This is a genomic window from Natrinema sp. CGMCC1.2065 (assembly GCF_051225675.1).
In the GTDB taxonomy this organism is placed as follows: domain Archaea; phylum Halobacteriota; class Halobacteria; order Halobacteriales; family Natrialbaceae; genus Natrinema; species Natrinema thermotolerans.
In genome coordinates, this window is the sequence record NZ_JBPJSJ010000006.1 from 1 (window position 1) to 23,715 (window position 23,715).

Here is a 23,715-nt window from a genome sequence, read left to right on the forward strand (position 1 = left end):
GCCGCTCCTCGAGGGCGACCGCGACGCCGGGGAGATCCAGCACGTCGACGGCGCGGCGGGCGTACTCCGCGACGAGCGGGTCGTCGGTCACGACGCCGTCGGCGGGTTCGGCGGTGACGGTCGCCCGCGGCTCCGCGAGCCCGACGCCGATGCCCCCGTAGAGCCGCTCGCGGGCGAGCGACAGGTTCTGAAAACCGACGTGGAGTCGCGCTCCGGTGCTGACGGTCGCGTTCGGCATGATCGTGGGCCCGCTACGAACCTCCCCGGGAAGGGGGTTTCGACGGTGACAATGACTGACGATTACTTCTGAGCGCTCGAGCCCGTGTTCCGCTCCCGAATCCGCGCCGTTCGCCTCCGGGCGAACGTATTCGGCTTTTTCGGAGTTTCCGAACCATTGGCCGAGAAAGGGTAACTTATACCGTTTCGATGCGACGTGAGACCATGAGCAGCGATACCGAATTCGACTACGGCAAGGACGAGGAGTTACGTAGTCGCGAGGTGACCGAGGGCGCGGACAAGGCCCCACACCGCGCGATGTTCCGTGCGATGGGGTTCGACGACGAGGACTTCGGCGCGCCGATGATCGGCGTTCCAAACCCCGCGGCCGACATCACGCCGTGTAACGTCCATCTGGATGACGTCGCCGACGCCGCCCTCGAGGGCGTCGACGACACCGGCGGGATGCCGATCGAGTTCGGGACGATCACGATCTCGGACGCCATCTCGATGGGGACCGAGGGGATGAAGGCCTCGCTGATCTCCCGGGAAGTGATCGCCGACTCCGTCGAACTGGTGTCGTTCGGCGAGCGCATGGACGGGCTGGTCACGATCGGCGGCTGTGACAAGAACATGCCCGGAATGATGATGGCCGCCATTCGAACGGATCTCCCCAGCGTCTTCCTCTACGGCGGCTCGATCATGCCCGGCGAACACGAGGGCCGGGAGATCACCGTCCAGAACCTCTTCGAGGGCGTCGGTGCCGTCGCCGACGGCGAGATGAGCCCGGACGAACTCGACGAGATGGAGCGCAACGCCTGCCCCGGCGCGGGCTCGTGTGGCGGCATGTTCACCGCCAACACGATGGCCTCGATCTCCGAGGCGATCGGCTTCGCACCGCTTGGTAGCGCCAGCCCGCCCGCCGAAGCCGAGTCGCGCTACGAGGTCGCCCGCGAGGCCGGCGAGATCGCCGTCGAAGCCGTCGAAGCGGGGCGGAAACCCTCCGACTTCCTCAGCGAGGCCTCCTTCGAGAACGCGATCGCCCTGCAGGTCGCTGTCGGCGGCTCGACCAACGCCGTCCTCCACCTGCTGGCGATGGCCGCCGAGGCCGGCGTCGACTTAGACATCGAGACGTTCAACGAGATCAGCGCCCGCACGCCGAAGATCGCCAACCTCCAGCCCGGCGGCAAGCGCGTGATGAACGACCTCCACGAGGTCGGCGGCGTGCCGGTCGTCCTGCGCGAACTGCTCGAGGCCGACCTGCTCCACGGCGACGCGCTGACGGTCACCGGCGAGACGATGGCCGAGGCCATCGAGCGGGTCGATCCGCCCGCGATTTCGGATCTCGACGCCGACTTCCTGCATACCGTCGACGACCCGATCCACGAGCGCGGCGCCATCCGCATCCTCACCGGCAACCTCGCGCCCGAGGGGGCGGTCATCAAGATCACCGGCGAGGACCACCTCCACCACGAGGGACCGGTCCGGATCTTCGAGCGCGAGGAGGAGGCCATGGCCTACGTCCAGGAGGGTAACGTCGAATCCGGCGACGTCATCGGGATCCGCAACGAGGGTCCCCGCGGCGGTCCCGGCATGCGCGAGATGCTCGGCGTCACCTCAGCCGTGGCCGGCCAGGGCCACGCCGAGGACGTCGCGCTCTTTACCGACGGCCGCTTCTCCGGTGCGACCCGCGGGTTCTCTATCGGCCACGTCGCCCCCGAGGCGGCGGCCGGCGGTCCCATCGCCGCCCTCGAAGACGGCGACACGATCACCATCGACATCGACGACCTCGAACTCTCCGTCGACCTCTCCGACGAAGAGATCGAGCAGCGACTCGCGGACCGGGAACAGCCCGACCGCCAGTACACCAGCGGCGTGCTGGCGAAGTACGGGCAGGCCTTTGGCTCCGCGGCCAACGGTGCCGTGACCAACCCCGGCGTCAAAGACGAGTAGCGGCCGCAACCGGCTCGCGGCGTCTCACCGTCCGGGCCGTGTTCGTCCCGACCGCGGGGCGGTCCCTTCGATTTCCTGCACCGCTCTTTCCCGCCCTTGAGACCGAGTACCAGCTAGACTCCCGCATGCGCAAATACTGTCTCGAGTGCGACTGGCAGGTCAGCACCGCCGACGGCTACACCGAAAAAGAGGTGTCCAAAGAGGCGATCGACCACTTCGTCGAGACGGGACACACGGTCGATTCGCTGCGGCTCCCGCCGCCCGTGATCCGTCAGAACTGATCTCCGCGTCGCCGCTCAGCCGCGGCGCTCGAGGACCCGATCGATAATCAGCCGGGTCGAGAGCAGTTGCTCGTCGTCGGTCTCTCGGGCGCTCGCACGGCGCACCTCGCAGTCGATCCCCCGCCGCTCGAGTTCGGCCGCGATTGCCTCGTCGTCGTGGTGCTGGTCGTGACCCAGCGCGATCACGTCGGGGTCGATCTCCTCGATGGGGACGAAGATGTCCTCCTCGTGGCCCAGCAGCGCCTCGTCGACGGACTCGAGTGCGCCGACTACGTCCCGGCGCTGGGTCGCCGGACAGATCGGCTTCTCCTTGTGATCGACGTTCGTCTTGCGGGCGACGATCACGTAGAGTTCGTCGCCCATCGCGGCGGCTTCCGCCAGGTAGTGGACGTGGCCGGGATGGATGATGTCGAAGGTCCCCTGCGCGATGACGGTCCGGCTCATGTCGCCCCCGCGGTCGATCCGGCGGTACGTGGTTTTCGTGGCGATCCCGTCGTCGGTCCGGTACGTGGCATCGTCTCGAGCATGGCGAGTCTCGTCATCGCAGTTCCTCGTCGATATCCGCCTGCGTGAAATCGAAGAAGTCCTCGGTCTCGGGCAGGTCGACGTCGATCACGTTCAGTCCGGTCGGCTGGCCCTTCGAATCGAACGCCTTCCAATCGGTCCGGCGGTAGGGCGCGCCGATGATGACGTGAACGCTTCCCCGACCGAAGGTGTCCAGATCGGCGTTACTCGGGCTGATGACGCCGTTCGGATGGGAGTGGATGCTACCCAACGCCTTCACGTCGTTGGGAATCTGGTTCGTCTTGACCGTCGCGCTGACGCTGTTTGACTCGGTGCCGGGCACCACGAGGATGTCCGTGATGACCAGCCCGTCACGGTCCAGCCCCAACCGGTCGGCCTCGGTCCCCCGGAGAAATCCCATGTACTCGTTCGGGTGAGTCTCCTCGGAGGACTCGAGGGCAAACTCGAGCGTTTCCTCCGCGATGCCGAGGATCTCGCTCGAGCGAAACAGCGCGTCGAACAGCCCCATGGTCTACGCTGGGGCCTTGCGGTTGCTAAACGTTCCGATGCGCTGGTTCGGAATCGACCCGACCGACGCCGCCTACTCCTTCCCGTCGGTTGCCGACCGGTCGTCGGCCGCTCGAAGGGCACGACCGAGAGACTCTCTCGAGGTCGCGTCCGCCGGGCCGTCGCCCGTCGACAGTGCGGTCGCGGCCCGCGAGACGGTACGCTCGAGTGTCTCGTCGGAGCGGACGAGTCCCGCCTCGGTCGCCCTCGCGATCGAGTCGTCGACGGCGTCGAGACAGGTCTCCATCGCGACCTCCGTGTCGTGGTCCGTTGCGACTTCGACGATCGCCGCCGCGTAGACCGTTACCAGAAACGTCTCCGGGTCGTCGACGAGCGAGCCCGTCGCCCACCCATGAAGCGTCGAGTCGACGCGGCGACACCACGCGTCGGCTCCGTCGCGGATCGCTGCAGCGACTGCGCGAGCGGAGACGGCGACGAGCACGCTCGAGGGATCGTCGGATGCCGCGTTCGTCGCCATCACCTCCGTCCGCTCGCCGACGGCCGCCAGCCACTCGTCCACGTTCGTCCCGTCGGCGTGTTCGCGACCGACCGCCGCGAACGCGTCGCCGTAGATCCGCTCGAGGAAAGTCGTTCGGTCGACATCGAGCCACTCGAGCGCCGACTCCGTCATCACGGTCGCCACTACTTCGCTGACCCCGAACCGGACCGCGTCGCGCTCGGCGTCGGCCGCACGCGCCAGCGCGGTGCCGAATACCGAGACCGCGTAGTCCCGCGGCCGGCACGGATTGTCCGCCGCCGTCGCCGCCGTCTCGATCTGTGACAGCACCGTCTCGACCAGCCGATCGTGCGTCCGTTCGCCGGTATCGGTTCGCGTGAGTACGGCCGCGAGAATCGCCGCGTCCGTGGCTGCGAACGCCTCGAACCACGCCGTCCGGTCTGGTTCGTCGATCGCGTCGCGACGGCTCCGGTACGACTCGACGAGGGACGCGATCCACTCGCGACTGCGGCTGGCGTCGCCCTCGTTCGCCCAGGCCACTGCCGCGTCGCCGTAGACCTCGGTCAGGAACGAGTACGGCTCTTCGACTACCTCCGTCGCCGCGACGGTCAGTCGGTCAGTAATCCCCGTCCACCAGGTATGCTCGCTGCGAGGCGTGACACCGGTCGACGAATCGGCGTCGAACCCCCGCACGTGCGCCGACAGCGCACCGCTGTAAACCGCTGCCAGATACGAGTCGAGCGTCGCTCCGGACGCGTCTGCGGCCGCCCCTCGAGTCACGGTGTCGTCGTACAACTCGAGCCAGTCCGTGAATCCGAGAGCGTCCTCGGAGGGAATCGTCTGGTGGCCGTAGGGGTAGCTCCTGACGCCCTCGTGGTTGTCCTGCTCAACGGCGGCGAACGCTGCGAGGGCGTCGGCGTGGAGGGCCGCTCGGCTCTCCCACTCGTCGTCCGAGCGGTCCGACTCGGCGACAGCGTCGACAAGCCGGTCGTAGCCCGCAAACGACAGTTCGGCCCGCTCGAGGTCGCCGTCCGCGACGATGGCGTGAACGGCCTGTCCGTACGCCTCGGAGACGAACGCGTCGGAGTCATCGATGTCCGCGAGCGCGGCGGTTCGGCGCAGACTCCGACCGACCGCCTCGAACCAGGGGCCGACCCGATCCGCTGGACAGTCGTGTTCGAACGCCCATCGTCCGATCGAGCCGACGTAGACCTGTTGTAGCATCGTCGTTTGGACGTCCGGATCGACGATCAGCGTGGCCGATTCCCTGACTCGTGTCTCCAACTCGTTCGTCCACGCCAGCAGTTCCTCGGGAGACCGCTCGAGGCCCGCGATAGCGCCGAGCATGGACGCGAAGCTGCCAGCGAGTACACGTGCCGTCTCCCGGTCGTCGATGTCGTTTGCGTGCTGTCGGACGTGCGACTCGATGGTGGCGAGGGCAGCTTCGGCCGTGGCGGGGTCGTCGCTCTCGCGGGCGATTTCCCCCACCGTTCGTCCGTACACGACGTGAAGCCAATAGTCCGACCCGTCGGTCGGAACGACCTCGTGGAGGGCCTCGTCGACGCACGCGACGGCACCGATGTTCACCCTCGTCTCGTCCCCGGGGAGTGCGAGTTTCCCCAGTGCCGTCGCAAACGCGGTCGCGAACGGTTCTTGGTCGCCGCCGACCGATTCCCGTCCCACCGGAGTCGCGGTCTCGTTCGTGGCGGCGACGGCGTGCTGTGCGATCGCACCGATCCACTCGTCGGTCGTCGGATCCGCGGTCGCGATGGCGGCCATCGCGGTCCCGTAGACCCCGCCGCGAAACCGTATCGCCTCGTCGGAATCGGCGCACCGATTCCGCCCGACATCGCGAACGAGTTCGTCGACGAGGTCGAGCCACGGCGACCCCGCGTTCGGCCGGTGGGTCGTCGCGAACCCGTGGACCGTTTCGGCGACGATCCGACCGAGGAACGCCTCGTCCAAAGCGTTGTCCGGGACGCCAGCAACGGCCGCGAGCGTACTCTGGTCGGCAACTGGCTCGACATCGATGGGGTCGCGGGACGGCGTTTGGGTCTCGTTCCAGTCCATCGCGTCGAGTAGGTCTTCGGCGATCGTCGCTGGGTCTCGATCGGCGGGGACGGCTGGCTCGTCGAGTGAAACCACGCCCTCGTCGACCCAGTCGACGATCGCTCGAACGCCGTCGTCGCCGACGATTTGGGCCGGTTCTGCCGCGTACGTCGCAACCACGACGGCATCGGGCGTGGCATCGATCCCGCGGCGAACCCGATCGGGCCGTCGGAGATCGGGGAGCATGATCGTCGCCCCCCAGTCGCTCAGTTCCGCGGCGACGCGGGAGGCGAGTCGTCGCTTCCCGCTCGCCTTCGTCCCGGTGAGGACCACGATCCCGCCGTCGAGCGCCTCAAGCAGGGCTGTGGAGTCGACGTCCGACTGCGGGTCCGTTCCCGGTCGATCGGCGCTCCCGTCCGAGCCGTCGGTCCGATCGGGAAGTTCGTGCGCCGTCGCCGCTGCCCGCAGTTCGTCGAGCCCCTCCGACTGCCAGGCACTGACCAACGGCGACGAACCGTACGTCTCAGGCGATGTCGAGACCGCCTCGAGCGACGAGAACACCGCGTCGATAGTACGGAACGCCTCGGCCCGGTCTTCGAGGAAGTCGGCGATTGCGGCCTCGTCGTCGGCTCGAGCCGCGAGTCGATCGCGAATCGCTCCCCTCGCGGGTTCGGCCGCGAACGTTCGGAGGAAGCCGACGGTACCCGGCGGGAGGTCGAACGCAGCCTCGAGGGCCTCAGCGGCCGCTGGGAGTGGTCGACACCGGACGAGCGGCCCAAACCAGTTCGCGTCATCGACCAGTGCAGCAGCGATAAGCGACGCCGCTGCGGTGACGGGCGGGGCCCGCTCGTTGAACCGTCGCCCGGGTTTGTCGCCACTCGGTACCAGGGGGCGGCCGATGTCGACGAGTGCGTTGCCGAGTGGCTCGATCGAAACGTCTCGGTCCTGAAGCATTCGCCGCACGTCCGCACCGACGAGTACCGGCGTCGATCCGGCGGAAGTCAGCGACAGAAACGCCGCGGGAGTGACCGTTGCGTCGTACCAGCCCAACCGGGCACGGAGTGGGTCGCTCTCGAACCGATACGTCGGATACGCGATCCGCGATCCGAGCTGGGCCCGTCTCTCGTCACCCAGTGGGGACGTTCGCCTCGACGCGACGGCGTCTCGAATCGTTTCGATCGCGTTGGTACCCGCAGCAGGCGGCGTTCTGACCATCAAAACGGTATCCACCGCCTCGACGAACGCCGCGGACACGTCCGACTCGGACCGGCATAGCCAGTCGAAACTTCGGGGTCGGGTCACGAACGCCGCGCCGCCCGCTCGAGTGAGCAACGATTTCTCGCTGCGTTCGTCACCGTACGTCGACCAGGCTTCGTCGGTCAGATCGCAGATCGCGGTCGCGAAGTCATCGACGATCACCAGTTCGTCATCGTCGACAGCCGCGGCCGCCGGCAGTCGCGTGACGGTGTGTCCGACGGCCGCTACGTGGTGGGACTTGCCGACGCATGGTGCGCCGAGAACGAGGGTTACCTCACCTGACTCGATCGAATCAGACAGTTCAACCGGCCTAATCTCCTGTATATCGGTTTCCATGCGAATACTCTAACCGACGCTACCGACGATCAAACGCGACCTGTCGGTTCCGACGGGATACCTTGTTCATTTTAAACTTCCTCATATAAAATACCTGCCGTGATATCGTCGTCTCGCCCCGACGGTACGGGTGGTCCGATCGCGACCGAGAAGCACCGACAGAGCATCGACCGAGGGGCAACCGTGCGCTCCCGGCCACTCGACGTCTCGCGCAGTCGCTCCGCAGGCGGGTTCGACGGCGACGAGTTGGCAGCGCCTCGTCGCCGAGCAGAGCAGCGACGGGCCCGGAACCACTCGGCGCGGACGTACTCGCACCGAACGGCTCTTGATGCGATCCGCGCCGCGAGTCGCCATCGCTTCTTGACAAGGGTTATACGCGACCACCTCCAAAATCCGACTCAAGATGACGCGTGACTCCGCCGGGGAACCCGGCGCAGACGACGGGGGTTCCGTCGTTTACGATCTCGCTCCCGATTGTACCGCTGACGACGTTGAGACCGGCCGCTCCTATCTTGCCGAAATTAACGGCATCGTCGACTACGGCGTCTTCGTCGATCTCTCCGATTCCGTCTCCGGACTCGTCCACGAATCCGTCCTCGAGGGCACCTACGCCGTCGGCGACGAACTCGTCGTCGAACTCGAGAGCGTCCGCGAGAACGGCGACATGGCCTTCGAGCCGGCCGACGTCGGCGACGACTACGAGACCGAACCGGTCAGCCGCGACTACTCGCTGACCGGCACCGACGGCCTCGAGGCCTCGGTCGGCGACCAGATCCACCTCGAGGGCGAGGTGACGCAGGTCAAACAGACCGGCGGCCCGACGATCTTCCACGTCGCCGACGAGAACGGCGTCGTCCCCTGTGCCGCCTTCGAGGAAGCCGGCGTCCGCGCCTACCCGCAAGTCGAGGTCGGCGACGTGGTCCGCGTGACCGGCACGCCGGAACACCGCGAGGGTTCGGTCCAGATCGAGGTCGAGGGGCTCTCGACGCTCGAGGGCGAGGATGCCGACGAGGCGCGCGACCGCCTCGAGGCGGCCCTCGAGGAACGCGCCGAACCCCACGACGTCGAGCCGCTGATCGACTGGCCGGCCTTCGAAAAGCTCCGCGAGGACCTCGAGGAAGTCGCGCGACTGCTTCGCCGGACCGTCCTCGAGGGACGCCCGATCCGGGTGCGCCACCACGCCGACGGCGACGGGATGTGCGCCGCCGTCCCCGTCCAGATCGCGCTGCAGCGTTTTATCGCCGATGTCCACGAGGACGCGGACGCGCCGCGTCATCTCATCAAGCGGCTGCCGGCCAAAGCGCCGTTCTACGAGATGGAAGACGCGACGCGGGACCTGAACTTCGCCCTGGAGGACCGCGAGAAACACGGCCAGCAGCTTCCCCTCCTGTTGATGCTTGACAACGGCTCGACGGCCGAGGACGTCCCGGCCTACGAGACGCTGGCCCACTACGACATCCCGATCGTCGCCGTCGACCACCACCACCCCGATCCCGACGCGGTCGGCGACCTGCTCGACGCCCACGTCAATCCCTACCTCCACGACGAGGACTACCGGATCACCACCGGGATGCTCTGTGTCGAACTCGCGCGGATGATCTATCCCGAACTCGGCGAGGAACTCCGCCACGTCCCCGCCGTCGCCGGCCTCTCGGACCGCTCGAAGGCCGACGCGATGGACGACTACCTCGAACTGGCCGCCGAAGAAGGCTACGACGAGAACCGACTGCAAGACCTCAGCGAGGCGCTCGACTACGCCGCCTTCTGGCTGCGGTATAACTCCGGCGACCAGCTGATTCAGGACCTGCTGCAGGTCGACAGCGACGACGAGGATCGCCACCGCGAACTCGTCGAGTTCTTCGCCGACCGCGGCCGCGAGGAGGTCGACGAGCAACTCGAGGCCGCCATGCCCCACCTCGAACACGAGACCCTCGAGAACGGCGCGCACCTCTATCGGATCGACGTCGAGAACTACGCCCACCGCTTTACCTACCCCGCGCCGGGCAAGACCACCGGCGAGATCCACGACCGCAAGATCGAGGAGACCGGCGATCCGGTGATCACGGTCGGCTACGGGCCCGACTTCGCCGTGCTTCGCAGTGACGGCGTCCGGCTGGACATCCCGAACATGGTCTCGGAACTGGAAGCCGAAATCGCGGGCGGCGGCGTCTCCGGCGGCGGCCACCTCGTCGTCGGCTCGATCAAGTTCGTCAGCGGCAAGCGCGAGGAAGTGATCGACGCCTTGGTCGAGAAGATGGCCGAGGCCGACATCGACGAGGCGCTCTCGAGCGCGGCCCCGATCGACGACTGACGGCTCCGACGGTCGCAGGAGCCCCTCTTCAGTCCAGTAGAACTTGCGGTACGTACGGCGAATACATTTATCGGGACGGGAAGTGTAGCGACGCTGTATGCCCGAAGAAGTCCTGTTCAAATCGGAGAGCGACCAGAGCCGAGCGGACATCGCGTCGTATCTCCGGCGTGTTGCTGACAAGCTCGAACGGGGGGATGCAATCACGCTCAAGTCCGGTTCCGAGTCCGTGACGATGGAGCCGCCGGCCCGACCGACGTTCGAGGTCAAAGCCGAACGCGAGGGGCCAACGAGCGGGCCCGGTGAGTTGAGTGTCGAGTTCGAACTCGAATGGAACGAGGACGGCAACGAGGGGGACGGCGGGAGCGGCGGCCAGTTGGAAATCGAGTGAGCGATTAGCAGACGGAGTTCCCGAGAGAGTTGTCCGAGATCGGAGCGGACACGAACGGCCGTTACGATCCGGATTCCGCGCGTGACTCGAGCGAGCGAGGACCGTGGCGAAACGGTCGCAGCCGACGCGTCGTCCCGGCACCGCTATTTTGTTGTAGTTTCAACGCGGAGATCAGTTCCGATGACGCACCCAACCGAGGGCGAGACGAGGACGTTCGAGCGAACGTTCACGGTCGACGACGTACAGCGGTTCGCGGACCTCACCGGTGACGACCAACCGCGCCACACCGAGCCGGACGACGATGGACGAGTGATGGTCCAGGGGTTGTTGACCGCGACGCTGCCAACGAAACTCGGGAGCGATAACGAAGTGTTGGCCAGTACGATGGAGTTTAACTTCCACCAGCCGGTCTACACCGGCGAACCGATCACGTGTCGCTCGACGTTCGACACCGTTAGAGAACGAGATGACCGGTACGAATTCGTCTCGGACGTCGTCTGTGAGAACGCGGCCGGTGAGACCGTCCTGACCGCGGAGACTGAAGGCCTCATTTGGAAAGACGAGTGACTCGAGCAAGGTCCGAGCGGATCGAGCGCCCGGGTTCGCACCGACTGCGGCGTGAAACGTCCCGACTGCTGAGCGGACTCTCTCGAGCGTGGAGGGAACTGAAAACCGGGCGGTCGGTCATCGATTCGATTACGACACTGTCGCGGACCGATCAGTCGGCACCGTGACGCGGCGTGTAGCCGCAGTCGTCACAGACGAGCGATTCGTATCGGGTCGAGAGCGCACCCGAACAGTCGGGACACTGGTATTCGGATTCGAGTGAATGCTGGGAGATTGCCATGTGCGATCCGAGGAGCCGAGCGCTGATAAGCTCACCTATTATGACGGTGAAATCATATCGTGTTCCTATGACTCATAGTAGTTCAGCGGCCTGAACGTCGTAAATTCCGATCGGTCGCCGGCTGGCGACGGACACGCGAATTCAGAACTGGTAGCGTCGCTCGTCGTCCATCGAGGGGTACTGGTCCGCACCGGTCATCTCCTCGAAGGTCATCCCCGAGAGGTACTCGTCGTAGGTCACGTCGTAGGCCGTCCGCAGCTGGAAGTCGAGTTTCCCGGTGTCGACGGTCGACTGAAAGAGCATGTGGATCGCCCGCCGGACGAGTTCGTCGGTTTCCTCGGGCTCGAGGGCCGTCTCGAGCAAGGCGAGTTCGTTGCGCGTCTCGCGGTCCAGCGAGAGCGCCAGTTCGTCGCCGATGTCGGTGTAGGTGGCCGTTACGTCGTCGTTGAGATCGTCGAGGGTCATACCCGTGCGGACTCGAGCGGGCCGGATAGGCCTTTCCAGTTCGAGTCGGACCACGTCGCCGGGGGCCGCCCCATTGCGACACTGACTTACAGCCGACGGCGTAACCCCAGCCGATGACAGCAGGGGATGGGGCGCAGCTCCCCGACGACCGCGAGGCCGTTCGCGAGGCGCTGATCGCGTGGTACGAGGACGACCATCGGGAGTTCCCGTGGCGGCGGACCGACGACCCCTATGAAATCCTCGTCAGCGAAGTGATGAGCCAGCAGACCCAGCTCGGTCGGGTCGTCGAGGCCTGGGAGGGGTTCCTCGAGCGCTGGCCGACGACAGCCGCCCTCGCGGCGGCCGACCGGGCGGACGTGGTTGGCTTCTGGACGGACCACAGTCTGGGCTACAACAACCGAGCCAAGTACCTCCACGAGGCGGCTCGGCAGGTCGAGGAGGAGTACGACGGCGACTTTCCGGAGACCCCCGCGGAGCTACAGGAACTGATGGGCGTCGGTCCGTACACGGCCAACGCGGTCGCGAGCTTCGCGTTCAACAACGGGGACGCGGTCGTCGACACCAACGTCAAGCGAGTCCTCTATCGGGCGTTCGACGTGCCCGATGACGACGCGGTCTTCGAGGACGCGGCGAACGATCTCATGCCCGACGGCGAGTCGCGAGTCTGGAACAACGCGATCATGGAACTGGGCGGGGTCGCCTGCGAACAGACGCCGACGTGCGACGAAGCCGGTTGTCCGTGGCGCGAATGGTGTTCGGCCTACGCCAGCGGCGACTTCACCGCCCCCGACGTCCCGACCCAGCCGAGTTTCGAGGGGAGCCGCCGGCAGTTCCGCGGTCGAGTGATCGGCACCCTCCGCGAACACGGCGAACTCGAGATCGATACGCTCGGCCACCGCATCCGCGTCGACTACGTCCCCGACGGCGAGTACGGCCGTGAGTGGCTGACCGGCCTGCTCGAGGACCTCGAGGCCGACGGGCTGGTCGAGTTCGACCGCGACGGTGCGGACGGACCCGTCGCTCGGCTGCGACGGTAGTTACGTGCCGATCGTGTGGAGAAATCGGCGAGAACGGCGGCGACGGAGCGCCGTGGTTTCGTATTCCCTGTCAGCCAAATATCGGTTCTTGGCCACCTAGAAGGAAGACACGGAGGGACTTGTACTTGACCGGAAATTACAGGAATTGAGAACGCATCGATGTCGTTTCGTCTCTTCGTAGAGAGTCGCACCCCGATGAGAGTGTTAAAATTCACACACAAATGGCCGGTAGTCTCCTATAACACGGTCATACCCCGCATATCGTCCCGGCTGAAATTGGATTCGACATGACAGTCATCCGATTTGGGTGGCGGGAAAGGCTACCGGTAGCGAAATCCGTCTATACGTCTTCGTGGTGGGGTTCGGTGATGACCACAGTCGTCGAACTCGAGATTCCGGCAGCGCGACTCGGCTTTGACCGGACCTTCGATCGGGTATCGACGTTCGAGTTTCAGGTCGGGGGGATGATCGGTGACTCGCCGCCGCTGATCTGGGCCGGCGGTCCGGATCGGGACGCCGTCGCTCGGGCGCTCGAGGCCGATCCGTCGGTCGACGTAATCGCCAGCCTCGGCGACGGCGGGGAGTCGCCGACCGGCGCGTCCGACGGCGCCGGGACGGACGTCGGCCCGGGCGATCGCTGGCTGTTCAGGACCGAGTTCGGGGACGCGGCGAAACTGTTTACCGAGATCGTGACCGACAACGACGGCGCGATCCTGACCGCTCGGGGACGGAACGGTCGGTGGCTGGTGAAACTGCTCTTTCACGATCGGGAGTCGGTGTCGGCGTGTCACGACCTGCTCGAGCAATACGAATACCGGGCGACCGTCACCCGGATCAGCGGCGTCGACGACCTCGCGAGCGCACAGACTCCCCTGACCGAAACCCAGTACGAGACGATCTGCAAGGCCCACGAACTGGGGTATTTCGACGTGCCGAGGGGGGTGACGCTCAAGGAGTTGGCGGCCGAACTCGACGTCTCCCATCAGGCGTTGTCCGAACGACTCCGCCGAAGCCACGCGGCTCTGGTCAGCGCCGAACTCTCCGAGCGGACCGCACCGATGGCGATCGATCCCTGAGTCCGCCGGGCCTCGGTCGACACGCTAGCAGTTTTCCCGCTCCTCTGCGCTCGTAGGTTCCTGAGTGAAACATATCTCGTCAAGTAATACCCAATACGCCCTCTTTCTATCGGCAGACAATGACGTTCTTGTTCCAATAGATAGATTTATTGCCCGATGGCCCAATGAGGGTTATGTCGGCGAGACGCCGACCGCCCGACGACCGACCGTCGCTGTGAGCGCCGGTAGATCACCCGTACTCAATCACGATTCGCGGTCATTCGTGGCTGTATGACCGCGTTGCTGTCGGCCGCTCCGGGTCGTTCACGACCCGAGCGTTCGCTTTTGCCGTCAATCACCGAGACACACCGTCGAGGTCAGTATGTTTATCCGTCCGCCTGGTATACAATCACACGAACGTGATCGATCGCGGCCGGACCGACGACCCCGGTGATGCCGCCCGAGACGCGGACGGAGGGGCGATCCCCGCCGAACTGTCACTGGACGACGTCCATCACCTCCTCCAGACGAAGCGTCGCCGGGACGTCCTGCGATACCTGCGGGACGCCGAGGGGCCGGTCCGACTGCGCGAACTCGCCGAACAGGTCGCCGCCTGGGAACAGGAGACGACCGTCGAGGAACTCCGATCCGATGAACGCCAGCGCGTCTATATCTCGCTGTACCAATCCCACCTGCCGAAACTCGACAATCACGGGATCATCGAGTACGACAAGGATCGCGGCCGGGTCGACTCGACGCCGCGGACCGGTCAGCTCGAGCCGTATCTCGAGGGGCCGACCGAAACGGACTCGAGCGACCCGTGGCCCCGCCGGTACGGGGCGACCGTCGGGCTCGGTACTGTGTTCCTCGGCGCGGTGGCGGCCGGGCTCGCTCCGATCGACGGGCTCGTCGCCGCGGGACTCGTTTTGGGTTCGTTCGCAGCCGTAACGGCCGCACACGCGTGGACCGACTCGTAGAGCGACGGGAACGACCCGGCGACGACCGTCAGTCGGCGCGGGAGTGGGCCGTTCCGGTCCGCTCTCGGGACCGCTCGAGGAGTCGGCCGGCGTGAAAGGCGACCGAGAAGTCCTGCGGACTGGGCAGGGCACAGGCGAGCCACCCGATCGCCGCCGCGGCGACGACCGGCGTCTCCGTGGTCAGGTGGCCGGACAGTCCCAGTCCGAAGACGGGCACGGCGAGCAGGGCGGGCGCGAGCGCCGCGAGGCGGAGTGCCCAGGGCGGTTCGGTACCGGTCGGTCGGGGGTGGACGGCGGCCCACGGCCGTGTCGTGACCAGTGCGACGAGGCCGTCGGCACGACCGGGAAAGTAGGAGACGGCGTACTCGACGCGTGCGAGCCGCAGAACCGCGGCGTGTGACCATTCGTGGGCGACCAGTCCGACCGCTACCGCGATCGCGAGGGCCGATCCAGCAACCACCACGTCCGATCCGATCATGGGGAGCGCGCGACACGTCTGCCGCCGGGAACCGGGCGGCGATCGTCTCACGCGATCGGATCGATGGACTCCCGGTGCAAGGGGGGCCGGCTGTACCAGTTGCCGGCTTAAGGTCACGCCGGGGACCGGTCGTATCCGCCAGGCAAGGATTAAGTATTGGTTCGTGGTAGCGAGTGCCATGGCCACTGAGACACTCGAGTTCGGTCACGAGGACCGCAAACGGATCTACGAGTACGTCGAGCGACACGGCGCGGTCGATCCCGACGACACGCGGGAACGGTTGGGGATCGATCCGAGCGGCTTCCGACACCACGTCGCGATCCTCAAACGCGACGGGCGACTCGAGAAAGGCGACGGCAAACTCCGGGTGACGATCGACGCCGGTGCCGAGGAGGAGTACGTCTCGGCGGACCTCGAGTTCCACATCCGACCCGCCCGCCAGGAGGACCTGACGGGGATCGTCGGCGCGATCCGGCAAGTTGCCGAGGAACGAACCTACATCGAGGCCGAGAGCGTCGCCGACGAGATCGATCACGAGGAGGCCCTGCTCCGCCACAACGAACTCGAGTCGCGGATGTTCTTCGTCGCCACCGTCGAGGACGACGTCGTTGGCTGGGTCCACCTCTATGCGCCCGAAATCGACAAGTTGAGCCACACCGCCGAACTCACCGTCGGCGTCTTGGAGGAGTACCGTGGCCACGGCATCGGCTCGCATCTCCTCTCCCGGGGGCTCGAGTGGGCCGGTTCGAACGGCTACGAGAAGCTCTACCAGAGCGTTCCCTCGACCAACGAGGGGGCGATCGCCTTCCTCGAGGGTCACGGCTGGGAGACGGAAGCCGTCCGCGAGGACCACTACAAACTCAACGGCCACTACGTCGACGAGGTAATGATGGCTGTCGAACTCTGAGTTGACAGCCCGATTTATCTGACCGCCCCCGAAACGGGGTAGAACGCACGACGTGCCCCCCACGCGGTTCGAGTACGGGGGACGAGGGGAATCGACCGCCGTACGCGACGTGTCCGCCGCTTCCGCCGGCCCGACCGACGCGAGTGACCGCCGAGGTCGGTCGAATCGAAAGACAATTCCTCCGGACGGCGCTATCGGGAGGCATGCTTTCGATCGCGCTTGCCGGGAAACCGAACGCCGGCAAGTCCACGTTCTACACCGCGGCGACGATGGCGGAGGTCGACGTCGCCAACTATCCGTTCACGACGATCGACGCCAACCGCGGGGTGAGCTATGTCCGGACCGAGTGTCCCTGCCTCGAGCGCGAGGACCGTTGTAACGCCGAGAACTGCGAGGACGGCAAGCGCTACGTGCCGATCGAACTGCTGGACGTCGCGGGGCTGGTCCCCGGCGCTCACGAGGGGAAGGGACTGGGCAATCAGTTCCTCGACGAACTGACGAACGCGGACGTGATCGTCAACGTCGTCGACGCCTCCGGCGGCACCAACGAGAAGGGCGAACCGGTCGATATCGGCGACCACGACCCGCTCGAGGACATCGACTTCATCGAGGAGGAGATGGATCTCTGGCTGGCCGGCATCGTCGACCGCAACTGGGAGTCCGTCGAGCGCAAATCGCGCTCCCCGGACTTCGACATCGACGACGCGCTGGCGGACATGCTCTCGGGCTTCGGTGCCTCTCCCAAGCAGATCGCGACGGTCCTGCGGGAACTGGACTATCCCGACGACCCGATCCAGTGGGACGACGACCACCGCGAGGAACTCGCACGACTGGTCCGCGAGCGAACGAAACCGATCGTCGTCGCGGCCAACAAGATCGACGTCGCACCCGAGGAGAACGTCGAGCGCCTGCTGGACCTGGACAAGCCCGTGATCCCGACCACGGCGGAGGGCGAACTCGCCTTGCGCCGGGCCGCCGAGAACGGGCTGGTCGACTACGATCCCGGCGACGAGACGCTCGAGGTCGGCGACGACGTCAACGACGCCCAGCGCGAGGCCCTCGAGGGACTGGCAGACACCATGACCGAGTGGGGCGGTACCGGCGTGCAGGCGGCACTCGACCACGCCGTCTACGACCTGCTCGATCACCTCACCGCCTACCCGGTCGAGGACGCCTCGAAGTGGTCCGACGGCAGCGGCAACGTCCTCCCCGACGCCTTCCTCCTGCCCGAGGGCTCGACCCCGGTCGACCTCGCCTACAGCGTCCACTCCGACATCGGCGACGGCTACCTCCACGCCGTGAACGCGAAATCGAACCGCGAGATCAGCGAGGAGTACGAACTCGAGGAGGGCGACGTGATCAAGATCGTGAGTACGAACTGATAACAGTAGAGTCGAAGCGCGTTACTCGTTTTCGAGGGCGTCGTAGATTTCGCGGTTCGCGTCCCGGTCAGCTGCTGCCACCCGCTGGACGAGTTCTCGTCGGATGTCGTCCATTACTTCATCGAGGGGAGAATCGGACTCTGAACTTTCCTCGGTCGCCATATCTGGTGTATCGCCCCGACTGCGGTTAATCGTTCGGGTTAGACGAATCACCGATCAGTTCGTCCAGTCCGTACTGGATGAGATCATCACGCCACTGTTCGATCTCTCCGACGAGGTCGATTTCTCCAGTATGAGAACGAAGGTATTCGATGGTTTCTGCTTCTTCGACGGTCGTCTGATCGGTGCCGAACTGCTTGAGGATCGTCCTGATCTCGTTGTCGTACGTGAACCGATATCCGTTGAGGAAGTAGAACACGACCGTCGTGTTGAGCGCGGTGCGTTTGTTCGCATCGACGAACGGGTGGTTCGCCACCAACAGTCTGAGGAGGTGAAATGATTTCTCGTGAATCGTTTCGGGCACCGTCCCGAAACTCCCACTCTCGATGTAGTTCAGGGCAAACTCGATATCGCCACGATTCTGGACGCCAGCATGCGTGTCAGAGTACTCCGAGACGATGTCGTCGTGGATGGCGAGAACGTCGCCCACTGACGGATACCAGAGCGAGTCTGCCATTCGTTCGTTCAATCAGACTGCACCCGAGGTAATCCTTGCTATTGCAGCGCACGGAGTTTGGCTGTATCTATCCGTTGTGTACGCAGAAGTGCTGATCAAGATCGTGAGCATCAACTGACGGAGCGACGAAACCGGCGTAGATAGAACGGTATTGCTCTTCCGCGGCGAACGCCGTCGGCGTTCGCCTCGCTACCGCTGTAGCGAACCGGGTCGGATCGGGCCGGGTATCGTCGGGTCGGTTCGGAGTCAGTCCGTCGGGAACTGATAGTCGGTCGTGAATTAATCGAGTGGGTGTGAATGCAGTTTTATTATGTATTTTTGTACATCTATGACCGATACGCCATTGGGTGTGCTATTTATCCCGCGAAACGTGGTTGGGTCCGATATGGTGGACAAGACCCTTTCCGCCGACGAAGTCACCCGCGAAGAGGCCGCCGAACGACTGCGAGCGCTGGCCGACGAGATCGATGGGACCGGAGCAACATCGGTCCGTACGGGGAACAAAACGGTCGATCTCACGCCCTCGGAGTCGATCGCCTACGAGGTCGGCGTCCGCGAGCGCTCCTCGATCCTGCGCGGCCAGCGCGAGACGGTCACGGTCAAACTCGACTGGAAGCCGCCGAAAACCACGGAGGGAACCGAAGAGAGCGAAGCCGAGTAGCGGCGCTCTGGTCGGATTCTCCGGGCGGTCGATACCGACGACGGCACGGACTATCGCGATCGCTGTTGGGTAGGGTCGTGCTTTTCTCCGACGGCGACCTACACCCCGCATGACCCCACGTCACACGGGCGTTTCCGAGTCCCGACGCGACCGAGCGATGGCGGCACGGTTGGCCACCCTCGAGGAGCGACTCGAGGCGGCCGAACGCCAGCAGCGCCTGTTTCGGACCACGGTCGCCGGTCTCGCGCGCGAGGTCGGCTGCTCGCTGGGCTGTCAGTGCAGTCGCTGTGACGGGAGCTACACGCTGGTCAGGGACGGCTGCATGTACTGTCCTCGCTGTGGCTTCCGGGAATCGCTGTAGGGCGGTCCCGTCGACGGGCCCTCAGACCAGCCGGCCGAGCGGATCGAACCGGACGGCGGCGACGAGAACCGCCAGGAAGACGTACGAGCCCCGGACGAGCAGCATGGTTGCGAGTTCCGGATCGGCCCGGCGCGCGACGGCGGCGACCGCAGCGAAAGCCACCACCGCCAGCAGCGCGGTCAGCGGGAAGATCCGAAGGATGGCGAACGCGGCGACGGCGACCAGCGCCGCGGTCATCAGCCCGTAGGCGACGGTGTAGGCACGGTCGGGACCGACGGCGACCGCGACCGTTCGCTTCCGAATCGAGCGATCGTACGCGTAGTCCTGTGCGTCGTCGATCACTTTGACGCCCGACAGCAGCGTCAGGAAGACGACGGCGAAGCCGAGCGAGATGGCGGTGATCGTCCCGGCCTGTACGTAGAACCCGCCGAGGATCGAGAGGGCGATGCCGAGCGGATAGCCGGTCGTCGCCGTCACGGGGTTCGTGTCGAGCTGGGGTGCGTGGTGGTAGGCGATCAGCCACGTCGGAACCACGACCGCCAGCACGAGGACGTCGACCAGCGCCGCGAGCAGGAGACAACAGCCCGCGAACACCGCCGTCGACGCCGCGAGGCCGAGCCGACAGCCCCGTTCGGTCAGCGGGTGGTCGTCGTCCTCCCCGCGGACGTGGAAGTCGACGTAGCCGTCTTTGACGTGGGCCGTGTAGACCGCCGCGAACATCGCGACGACGTGGACCGCTGCGAGAACCGGGTCGACGCTCCCCGCGAGGATCGCGCCGAACAGCGACGCGGCGATCGGCGGCGTCATGAAGACGGGATGGACCTGCGACCAGTACGCTCGAGCGACCGCGCCCGAACCCGTCCCGTCTCTCGCGAGAGCCATACCCGGACGACAACGAACCGACGGATAATACCTCGGGCGGGCACCGAGGTTCCGAAACACACAATTTGATGTGGTGTGCCGTACCACGAGCGAGCATGACGGACGAGTATACTGGCGCGGATCTCTTCACTGACGCTCTCGAGACCTACGGCGTCGACTACGTCTTCGGCAACCCGGGGACGACCGAACTCCCGATCATGGACGCGATCGGCGACAGCGACCTCGAGTACCGGCTCGGCCTCCACGAGGACATCGCTGTGGGGATGGCCGGCGGCTACGCACAGCGCCGGCGGTACCACGCCCACCACGACGACTCGATCACGCCGGTCGGGGTGGCGAACCTCCACATCGCGCCGGGGCTGGCCCACGGGCTGGGCAACCTCTACGCGGCAAAGATCACCGGCGCGCCGCTGGTCGTGACCGCGGGCAATCACAGCACCGACTTCCGCCACGAGGAGCCGATCCTCTCGGGCCGGCTCGCGGACATGGCCCGCGAGTACTGCAAGTGGTCCGACGAGGTGCTCGACGTGTCGGCGCTGCCGACGATGCTCCGGCGCGCGTTCCGCGTCGCGATGACCCCGCCGACGGGACCGGTCTTCCTCGGGCTGCCGCTGGACGTGATGCTGGCCGAAACCGACGCCGAACCGGAACGGCTGGGCCCGATCCCCAACGCCGGCAGCGGTGATCCCGGCCAGCTCGAGCGCGCGGCGGAACTGTTAGCCGAGGCCGACGATCCGGTGATCGTCGTCGGCGACCACGTCGCCCGGTCGGGGGCCGACGCCGTCGCCGCGGCGGTCGACCTCGCGGAGGCGACGGGGGCCCGCGTCCACGGGGAGATCCTCGCCTGCGAGGTGGACTTCCCGACCGACCACGAGCAGTGGGTCTCGTACCTGCCGACCAACGAGGAGCTGGCCGCGATGCTGATGGATACCGATACGATACTCTTCGCGGGCTGTTCGACCAACACGACGCTGACCCGCCACGAGGAGGCGCTGGTCGATCCCGACACGACCTGCATCCACCTCTCCGACGACAGCTGGCAGGTCGGGAAGAACCAGCCCGCCGACGCGGCCGTGATCGGCGATCCGGGGCTCGTCATGCAGGGCATCGCCGAGCGCGTCCAAACGAAGCTCTCCGAGGACGTCGTCGCCGACCGCCTCGAGGGAGTCGCCGAGGTCAAGGAGATGGTCGAGTCCCAGATGGCCGGCTACGGCGAGGCCGACGGGGACGATCCACGGGCCTCGAAGGCCCAGCTGGTCGATGCGATGGAGCGGGTTGCGGGCGACGCCGCGATCGTCGACGAGGGCGTCACCTCGAAGTACGCCATGCTGACCCGGTGGGACCTCGGCCCCGAGCAGTACATCTCGAACAAGGGCGGCGGGCTCGGCTACGGGCTGCCCGCCGCGGTCGGTGCCGCGGTTGCCGAGGAACAGCACGACGATCCCCGGGACGTGGTCGGGTTCATCGGCGACGGCTCCTACCAGTACTACCCCCACTCGATCTACAGCGCCGCCCGCTACGATCTCGACCTGACCGTCGTCATCTCGGACAACCGCAACTACCGCATCCTCAAGGACAACACGCTGGCGATCATGGGCGGCGAGGAAGACGACTACGACTTCGTCGGCATGGACTTCGAACCGAACGTCGACCTCGTCAAAAACGCAGAGAGCCACGGCGCGCGAGCCGAACTCGTCGAGACGCCCGACGGAATCGAGGGCGCGCTCGAGGCGGCGCTGAACCGCGAGGGGACGGACGTACTGGACGTACTGGTACAGGACTGAGACGTCGATCCGCGACCGCCTCGAGGGCGGAGCGCCGGCTCTCGGATGGCCGGCCGGTAGACACTTGCGTCTCGTTACTAATTGCTACCTATTCACCGATGGGTTGGGCCGTCTCTCCGTACAGTGCCGTGTTGTTGCTCTCGCTCGTCGTCGCCGTCGGAACCGCGGCCGCGGCGTGGCGGACCCGACCCGAAGCCGGCTCGAGCGCGCTCGCCGCGCTCATGGCGACCGTCGCCGTCTGGCTCGGCGCACACGTCCTCGAGATCGAATCGGCGACGATAGCCACGAAACTGTGGTGGGCCGACCTCCAGTGGATATGTGCTGCCGTTATTCCGACACTATTCGTCGTCTTCGCGCTCCAGTATACGGGCGAGGACCGCTGGCTCACCCGGTCTCGACTGGGGCTGTTGTCGATCGAGCCACTCGCCATGATCGGCGCGTTGGCGATCAACGACCGCACGTTCGTGCTGTGGGGGCCGCCGGTCGAGGAACCGATCTCGATCGGGAGTTGGTGGGCATCGTCCGCGACGGTCGCGACCTCGGAACCGGGGCTCGGGCTGTTCGTTCACCTGGGGTACGCGACACTCTGTCTGGCGATCACGTCGGTCCTCGTCTTCCGGCTGATCGCGCGGACCGAGCGACTCTACCGGTGGCAGGGAGTCGCCGTCTTCGTCGCGATCACGGTTCCCTGGGGGGCGGCCGTCCTCTCGGCGGCGTCGCTCGAGATCGTCGGCACGACGCCGATCGGCTTTACCGTCACCGGCCTCGCGGTTACCTTCGGCCTCTATCGATACCGGCTCCTCGAGATCGCCCCCATCGCCCGCAGCGAGGTCGTGACGAACCTCGAGGACGGCGTGCTGGTCGCCGACGCCGATCGCCGTATCGTCGACAGCAATCCGGTCGCGCGGGAGATATTCGCGGACGAGCGAGACGCTCTCGTCGGGGAATCGATCGACGACGTAATTCCGATCGATGTTGACGCGGTGATCGACGAGTCCCGCGACCGAGACCGGGTGGACGCCGCGACAACGGCGGGAAACGCCGACACGATGCAGTTCTCGCTCGACGGCGGACGGACCTATTACGATCTCTCGATTTCGTCGATCGACGACGGGCGCGGGTACTCGGCCGGCTGGACGATCGTCGTCCACGACGTGACCGAGCGGGTCCATCGCGAACGCGAACTCGAACGCAAGAACCGAAGACTCGACGAGTTCGCGAGCGTGGTCAGCCACGACTTGCGGAACCCGTTGACGGTCTCGAAGGGGTATCTCGAACTGCTCGAGGAGGAGTACGACCCGGCGTACGTGCGGACCGTCGCCGAATCCCACGAGCGGATGGAACAGCTGATCGACGACGTGCTGACGCTCGCTCGGCAGGGCCAACGCGGGCTGGATCCCGAGCCGGTCGCACTCGCGGCCGTCGCACACGAGGCGTGGTCGACGGTCGATACCGCGGGGGCGACGCTGTCGGTCGTCGACGAGCGAACGATCGTCGCGGATCGAACCCAGCTCCGGCAGTTACTCGAGAACCTGTTCCGAAACGCGATCGACCACGGGGGGCGATCGGGGGCCGAAACCGACGGCCGCGACCTGACCGTCACCGTCGGGACGCTCGAGGGTGGGTTCTTCGTCGCCGACTCGGGGACGGGCTTCGAGGGCGATCCCGAGGAGATTTTCGACTCCGGCTATACGACGAGCGAGCGCGGGACGGGACTCGGGCTGTCGATCGTGGCGGACATCTGCGAGGGACACGGGTGGTCGGTGATCGCGACTGACGGGGACGGGGGCGCACGGTTCGAGATCACCGGCGTCGAGCGACACGAAACGGCGACTGACGACGGGGCCGACGAGACGTCATCCGGGGTCGGTGCGGCCGAGTAAC

At 66.0% G+C, this 23,715-nt stretch carries 23 protein-coding genes and 1 pseudogene; 14 read left to right on the forward strand and 10 right to left on the reverse strand.

All coding sequences use genetic code 11. The features are described 5' to 3' along the window. Positions 1-238 (reverse strand): annotated as a pseudogene (locus ACSBP4_RS07920) (beta-ribofuranosylaminobenzene 5'-phosphate synthase family protein); the annotation flags it as partial. Between the two features lie 203 nt (positions 239-441). On the opposite strand from ACSBP4_RS07920, the gene ilvD reads away from it, so the two are divergent. Both ilvD and ACSBP4_RS07930 read left to right on the forward strand, forming a co-directional pair. Then, positions 442-2,169, forward strand: a complete 1,728-nt coding sequence (gene ilvD / locus ACSBP4_RS07925; RefSeq protein WP_049966746.1) for a dihydroxy-acid dehydratase — start codon at positions 442-444, stop codon at positions 2,167-2,169. 125 nt (positions 2,170-2,294) lie between these two features. Beyond that, complete coding sequence (locus tag ACSBP4_RS07930; RefSeq protein ID WP_162834903.1) at positions 2,295-2,450, forward strand: hypothetical protein; 156 nt, start codon at positions 2,295-2,297, stop codon at positions 2,448-2,450. Between the two features lie 15 nt (positions 2,451-2,465). On the opposite strand, the gene ACSBP4_RS07935 is transcribed toward ACSBP4_RS07930, so the two are convergent. From ACSBP4_RS07935 to ACSBP4_RS07945, 3 genes are all read right to left on the reverse strand, one after another. After that, positions 2,466-2,894, reverse strand: coding sequence for an adenylyltransferase/cytidyltransferase family protein (locus ACSBP4_RS07935; protein ID WP_049966747.1), 429 nt, complete (start codon positions 2,892-2,894; stop codon positions 2,466-2,468). Positions 2,895-2,988: 94 nt separating this feature from the next. After that, positions 2,989-3,483, reverse strand: a complete 495-nt coding sequence (locus tag ACSBP4_RS07940) for a Mov34/MPN/PAD-1 family protein (RefSeq protein ID WP_006650783.1) — start codon at positions 3,481-3,483, stop codon at positions 2,989-2,991. 72 nt (positions 3,484-3,555) lie between these two features. Next, positions 3,556-7,620, reverse strand: a complete 4,065-nt coding sequence (locus ACSBP4_RS07945) for a hypothetical protein (protein WP_435551860.1) — start codon at positions 7,618-7,620, stop codon at positions 3,556-3,558. A 403-nt stretch (positions 7,621-8,023) separates the two neighbouring features. Between ACSBP4_RS07945 and ACSBP4_RS07950 the strand changes: the two genes are divergently transcribed. The 3 genes from ACSBP4_RS07950 to ACSBP4_RS07960 all read left to right on the forward strand — a co-directional run bounded on the left by ACSBP4_RS07950 (position 8,024) and on the right by ACSBP4_RS07960 (position 10,886). Further along, entirely contained in the window at positions 8,024-9,931 is a 1,908-nt protein-coding gene (locus ACSBP4_RS07950; RefSeq protein WP_435551861.1) for a DHH family phosphoesterase, read from the forward strand. Positions 9,932-10,028: 97 nt separating this feature from the next. Then, complete coding sequence (locus ACSBP4_RS07955) at positions 10,029-10,319, forward strand: amphi-Trp domain-containing protein (protein WP_006650786.1); 291 nt, start codon at positions 10,029-10,031, stop codon at positions 10,317-10,319. Positions 10,320-10,499: 180 nt separating this feature from the next. Then, positions 10,500-10,886, forward strand: coding sequence for a MaoC family dehydratase (locus ACSBP4_RS07960; protein WP_006650787.1), 387 nt, complete (start codon positions 10,500-10,502; stop codon positions 10,884-10,886). 151 nt (positions 10,887-11,037) lie between these two features. On the opposite strand, the gene ACSBP4_RS07965 is transcribed toward ACSBP4_RS07960, so the two are convergent. Together ACSBP4_RS07965 and ACSBP4_RS07970 are read right to left on the reverse strand one after the other, a co-directional pair. Beyond that, the gene (locus tag ACSBP4_RS07965) at positions 11,038-11,166 is read right to left on the reverse strand and encodes a hypothetical protein (RefSeq protein ID WP_006650788.1); all 129 of its coding nucleotides are present in this window, start codon (positions 11,164-11,166) and stop codon (positions 11,038-11,040) included. Positions 11,167-11,307: 141 nt separating this feature from the next. Next, positions 11,308-11,631: a hypothetical protein gene (locus ACSBP4_RS07970; protein WP_435551862.1), complete on the reverse strand. Its 324-nt coding sequence runs from the start codon at positions 11,629-11,631 to the stop codon at positions 11,308-11,310. A 113-nt stretch (positions 11,632-11,744) separates the two neighbouring features. Between ACSBP4_RS07970 and ACSBP4_RS07975 the strand changes: the two genes are divergently transcribed. From ACSBP4_RS07975 to ACSBP4_RS07985, 3 genes are all read left to right on the forward strand, one after another. After that, positions 11,745-12,668 (forward strand): A/G-specific adenine glycosylase, encoded by a 924-nt coding sequence (locus tag ACSBP4_RS07975; protein WP_435551863.1) that lies wholly within the window; start codon positions 11,745-11,747, stop codon positions 12,666-12,668. Positions 12,669-13,036: 368 nt separating this feature from the next. Continuing rightward, positions 13,037-13,744, forward strand: coding sequence for a helix-turn-helix domain-containing protein (locus ACSBP4_RS07980; protein WP_006650791.1), 708 nt, complete (start codon positions 13,037-13,039; stop codon positions 13,742-13,744). Between the two features lie 398 nt (positions 13,745-14,142). Next, positions 14,143-14,700, forward strand: a complete 558-nt coding sequence (locus tag ACSBP4_RS07985) for a DUF7344 domain-containing protein (protein WP_006650792.1) — start codon at positions 14,143-14,145, stop codon at positions 14,698-14,700. 28 nt (positions 14,701-14,728) lie between these two features. On the opposite strand, the gene ACSBP4_RS07990 is transcribed toward ACSBP4_RS07985, so the two are convergent. After that, positions 14,729-15,178, reverse strand: a complete 450-nt coding sequence (locus tag ACSBP4_RS07990; RefSeq protein WP_006650793.1) for a hypothetical protein — start codon at positions 15,176-15,178, stop codon at positions 14,729-14,731. Between the two features lie 178 nt (positions 15,179-15,356). Here ACSBP4_RS07990 and ACSBP4_RS07995 point away from each other — a divergent pair, with 178 nt between their 5' ends. Together ACSBP4_RS07995 and ACSBP4_RS08000 are read left to right on the forward strand one after the other, a co-directional pair. Continuing rightward, complete coding sequence (locus ACSBP4_RS07995) at positions 15,357-16,085, forward strand: GNAT family N-acetyltransferase (protein WP_006650794.1); 729 nt, start codon at positions 15,357-15,359, stop codon at positions 16,083-16,085. 203 nt (positions 16,086-16,288) lie between these two features. Then, entirely contained in the window at positions 16,289-17,467 is a 1,179-nt protein-coding gene (locus ACSBP4_RS08000; RefSeq protein WP_435551864.1) for a redox-regulated ATPase YchF, read from the forward strand. A 21-nt stretch (positions 17,468-17,488) separates the two neighbouring features. Here the strand turns inward: ACSBP4_RS08000 and ACSBP4_RS08005 are convergent, their stop codons facing one another. Together ACSBP4_RS08005 and ACSBP4_RS08010 are read right to left on the reverse strand one after the other, a co-directional pair. Then, entirely contained in the window at positions 17,489-17,629 is a 141-nt protein-coding gene (locus ACSBP4_RS08005; RefSeq protein WP_224214673.1) for a hypothetical protein, read from the reverse strand. Positions 17,630-17,654: 25 nt separating this feature from the next. Next, entirely contained in the window at positions 17,655-18,143 is a 489-nt protein-coding gene (locus ACSBP4_RS08010) for a type II toxin-antitoxin system death-on-curing family toxin (RefSeq protein ID WP_435551865.1), read from the reverse strand. A 385-nt stretch (positions 18,144-18,528) separates the two neighbouring features. Between ACSBP4_RS08010 and ACSBP4_RS08015 the strand changes: the two genes are divergently transcribed. Both ACSBP4_RS08015 and ACSBP4_RS08020 read left to right on the forward strand, forming a co-directional pair. Then, complete coding sequence (locus ACSBP4_RS08015; RefSeq protein WP_049966755.1) at positions 18,529-18,804, forward strand: amphi-Trp domain-containing protein; 276 nt, start codon at positions 18,529-18,531, stop codon at positions 18,802-18,804. A gap of 157 nt (positions 18,805-18,961) precedes the next feature. Then, the gene (locus tag ACSBP4_RS08020; protein WP_435551995.1) at positions 18,962-19,165 is read left to right on the forward strand and encodes a hypothetical protein; all 204 of its coding nucleotides are present in this window, start codon (positions 18,962-18,964) and stop codon (positions 19,163-19,165) included. A 21-nt stretch (positions 19,166-19,186) separates the two neighbouring features. Here the strand turns inward: ACSBP4_RS08020 and ACSBP4_RS08025 are convergent, their stop codons facing one another. After that, the gene (locus ACSBP4_RS08025) at positions 19,187-20,047 is read right to left on the reverse strand and encodes a UbiA family prenyltransferase (RefSeq protein WP_435551866.1); all 861 of its coding nucleotides are present in this window, start codon (positions 20,045-20,047) and stop codon (positions 19,187-19,189) included. A gap of 95 nt (positions 20,048-20,142) precedes the next feature. On the opposite strand from ACSBP4_RS08025, the gene ACSBP4_RS08030 reads away from it, so the two are divergent. Then, on the forward strand, positions 20,143-21,831 hold the full coding sequence (locus tag ACSBP4_RS08030; RefSeq protein WP_435551867.1) for a thiamine pyrophosphate-binding protein: 1,689 nt from the start codon (positions 20,143-20,145) through the stop codon (positions 21,829-21,831). Between the two features lie 98 nt (positions 21,832-21,929). Then, positions 21,930-23,714, forward strand: a complete 1,785-nt coding sequence (locus tag ACSBP4_RS08035; protein ID WP_435551868.1) for a histidine kinase N-terminal 7TM domain-containing protein — start codon at positions 21,930-21,932, stop codon at positions 23,712-23,714. Position 23,715 lies beyond the last annotated feature (1 nt).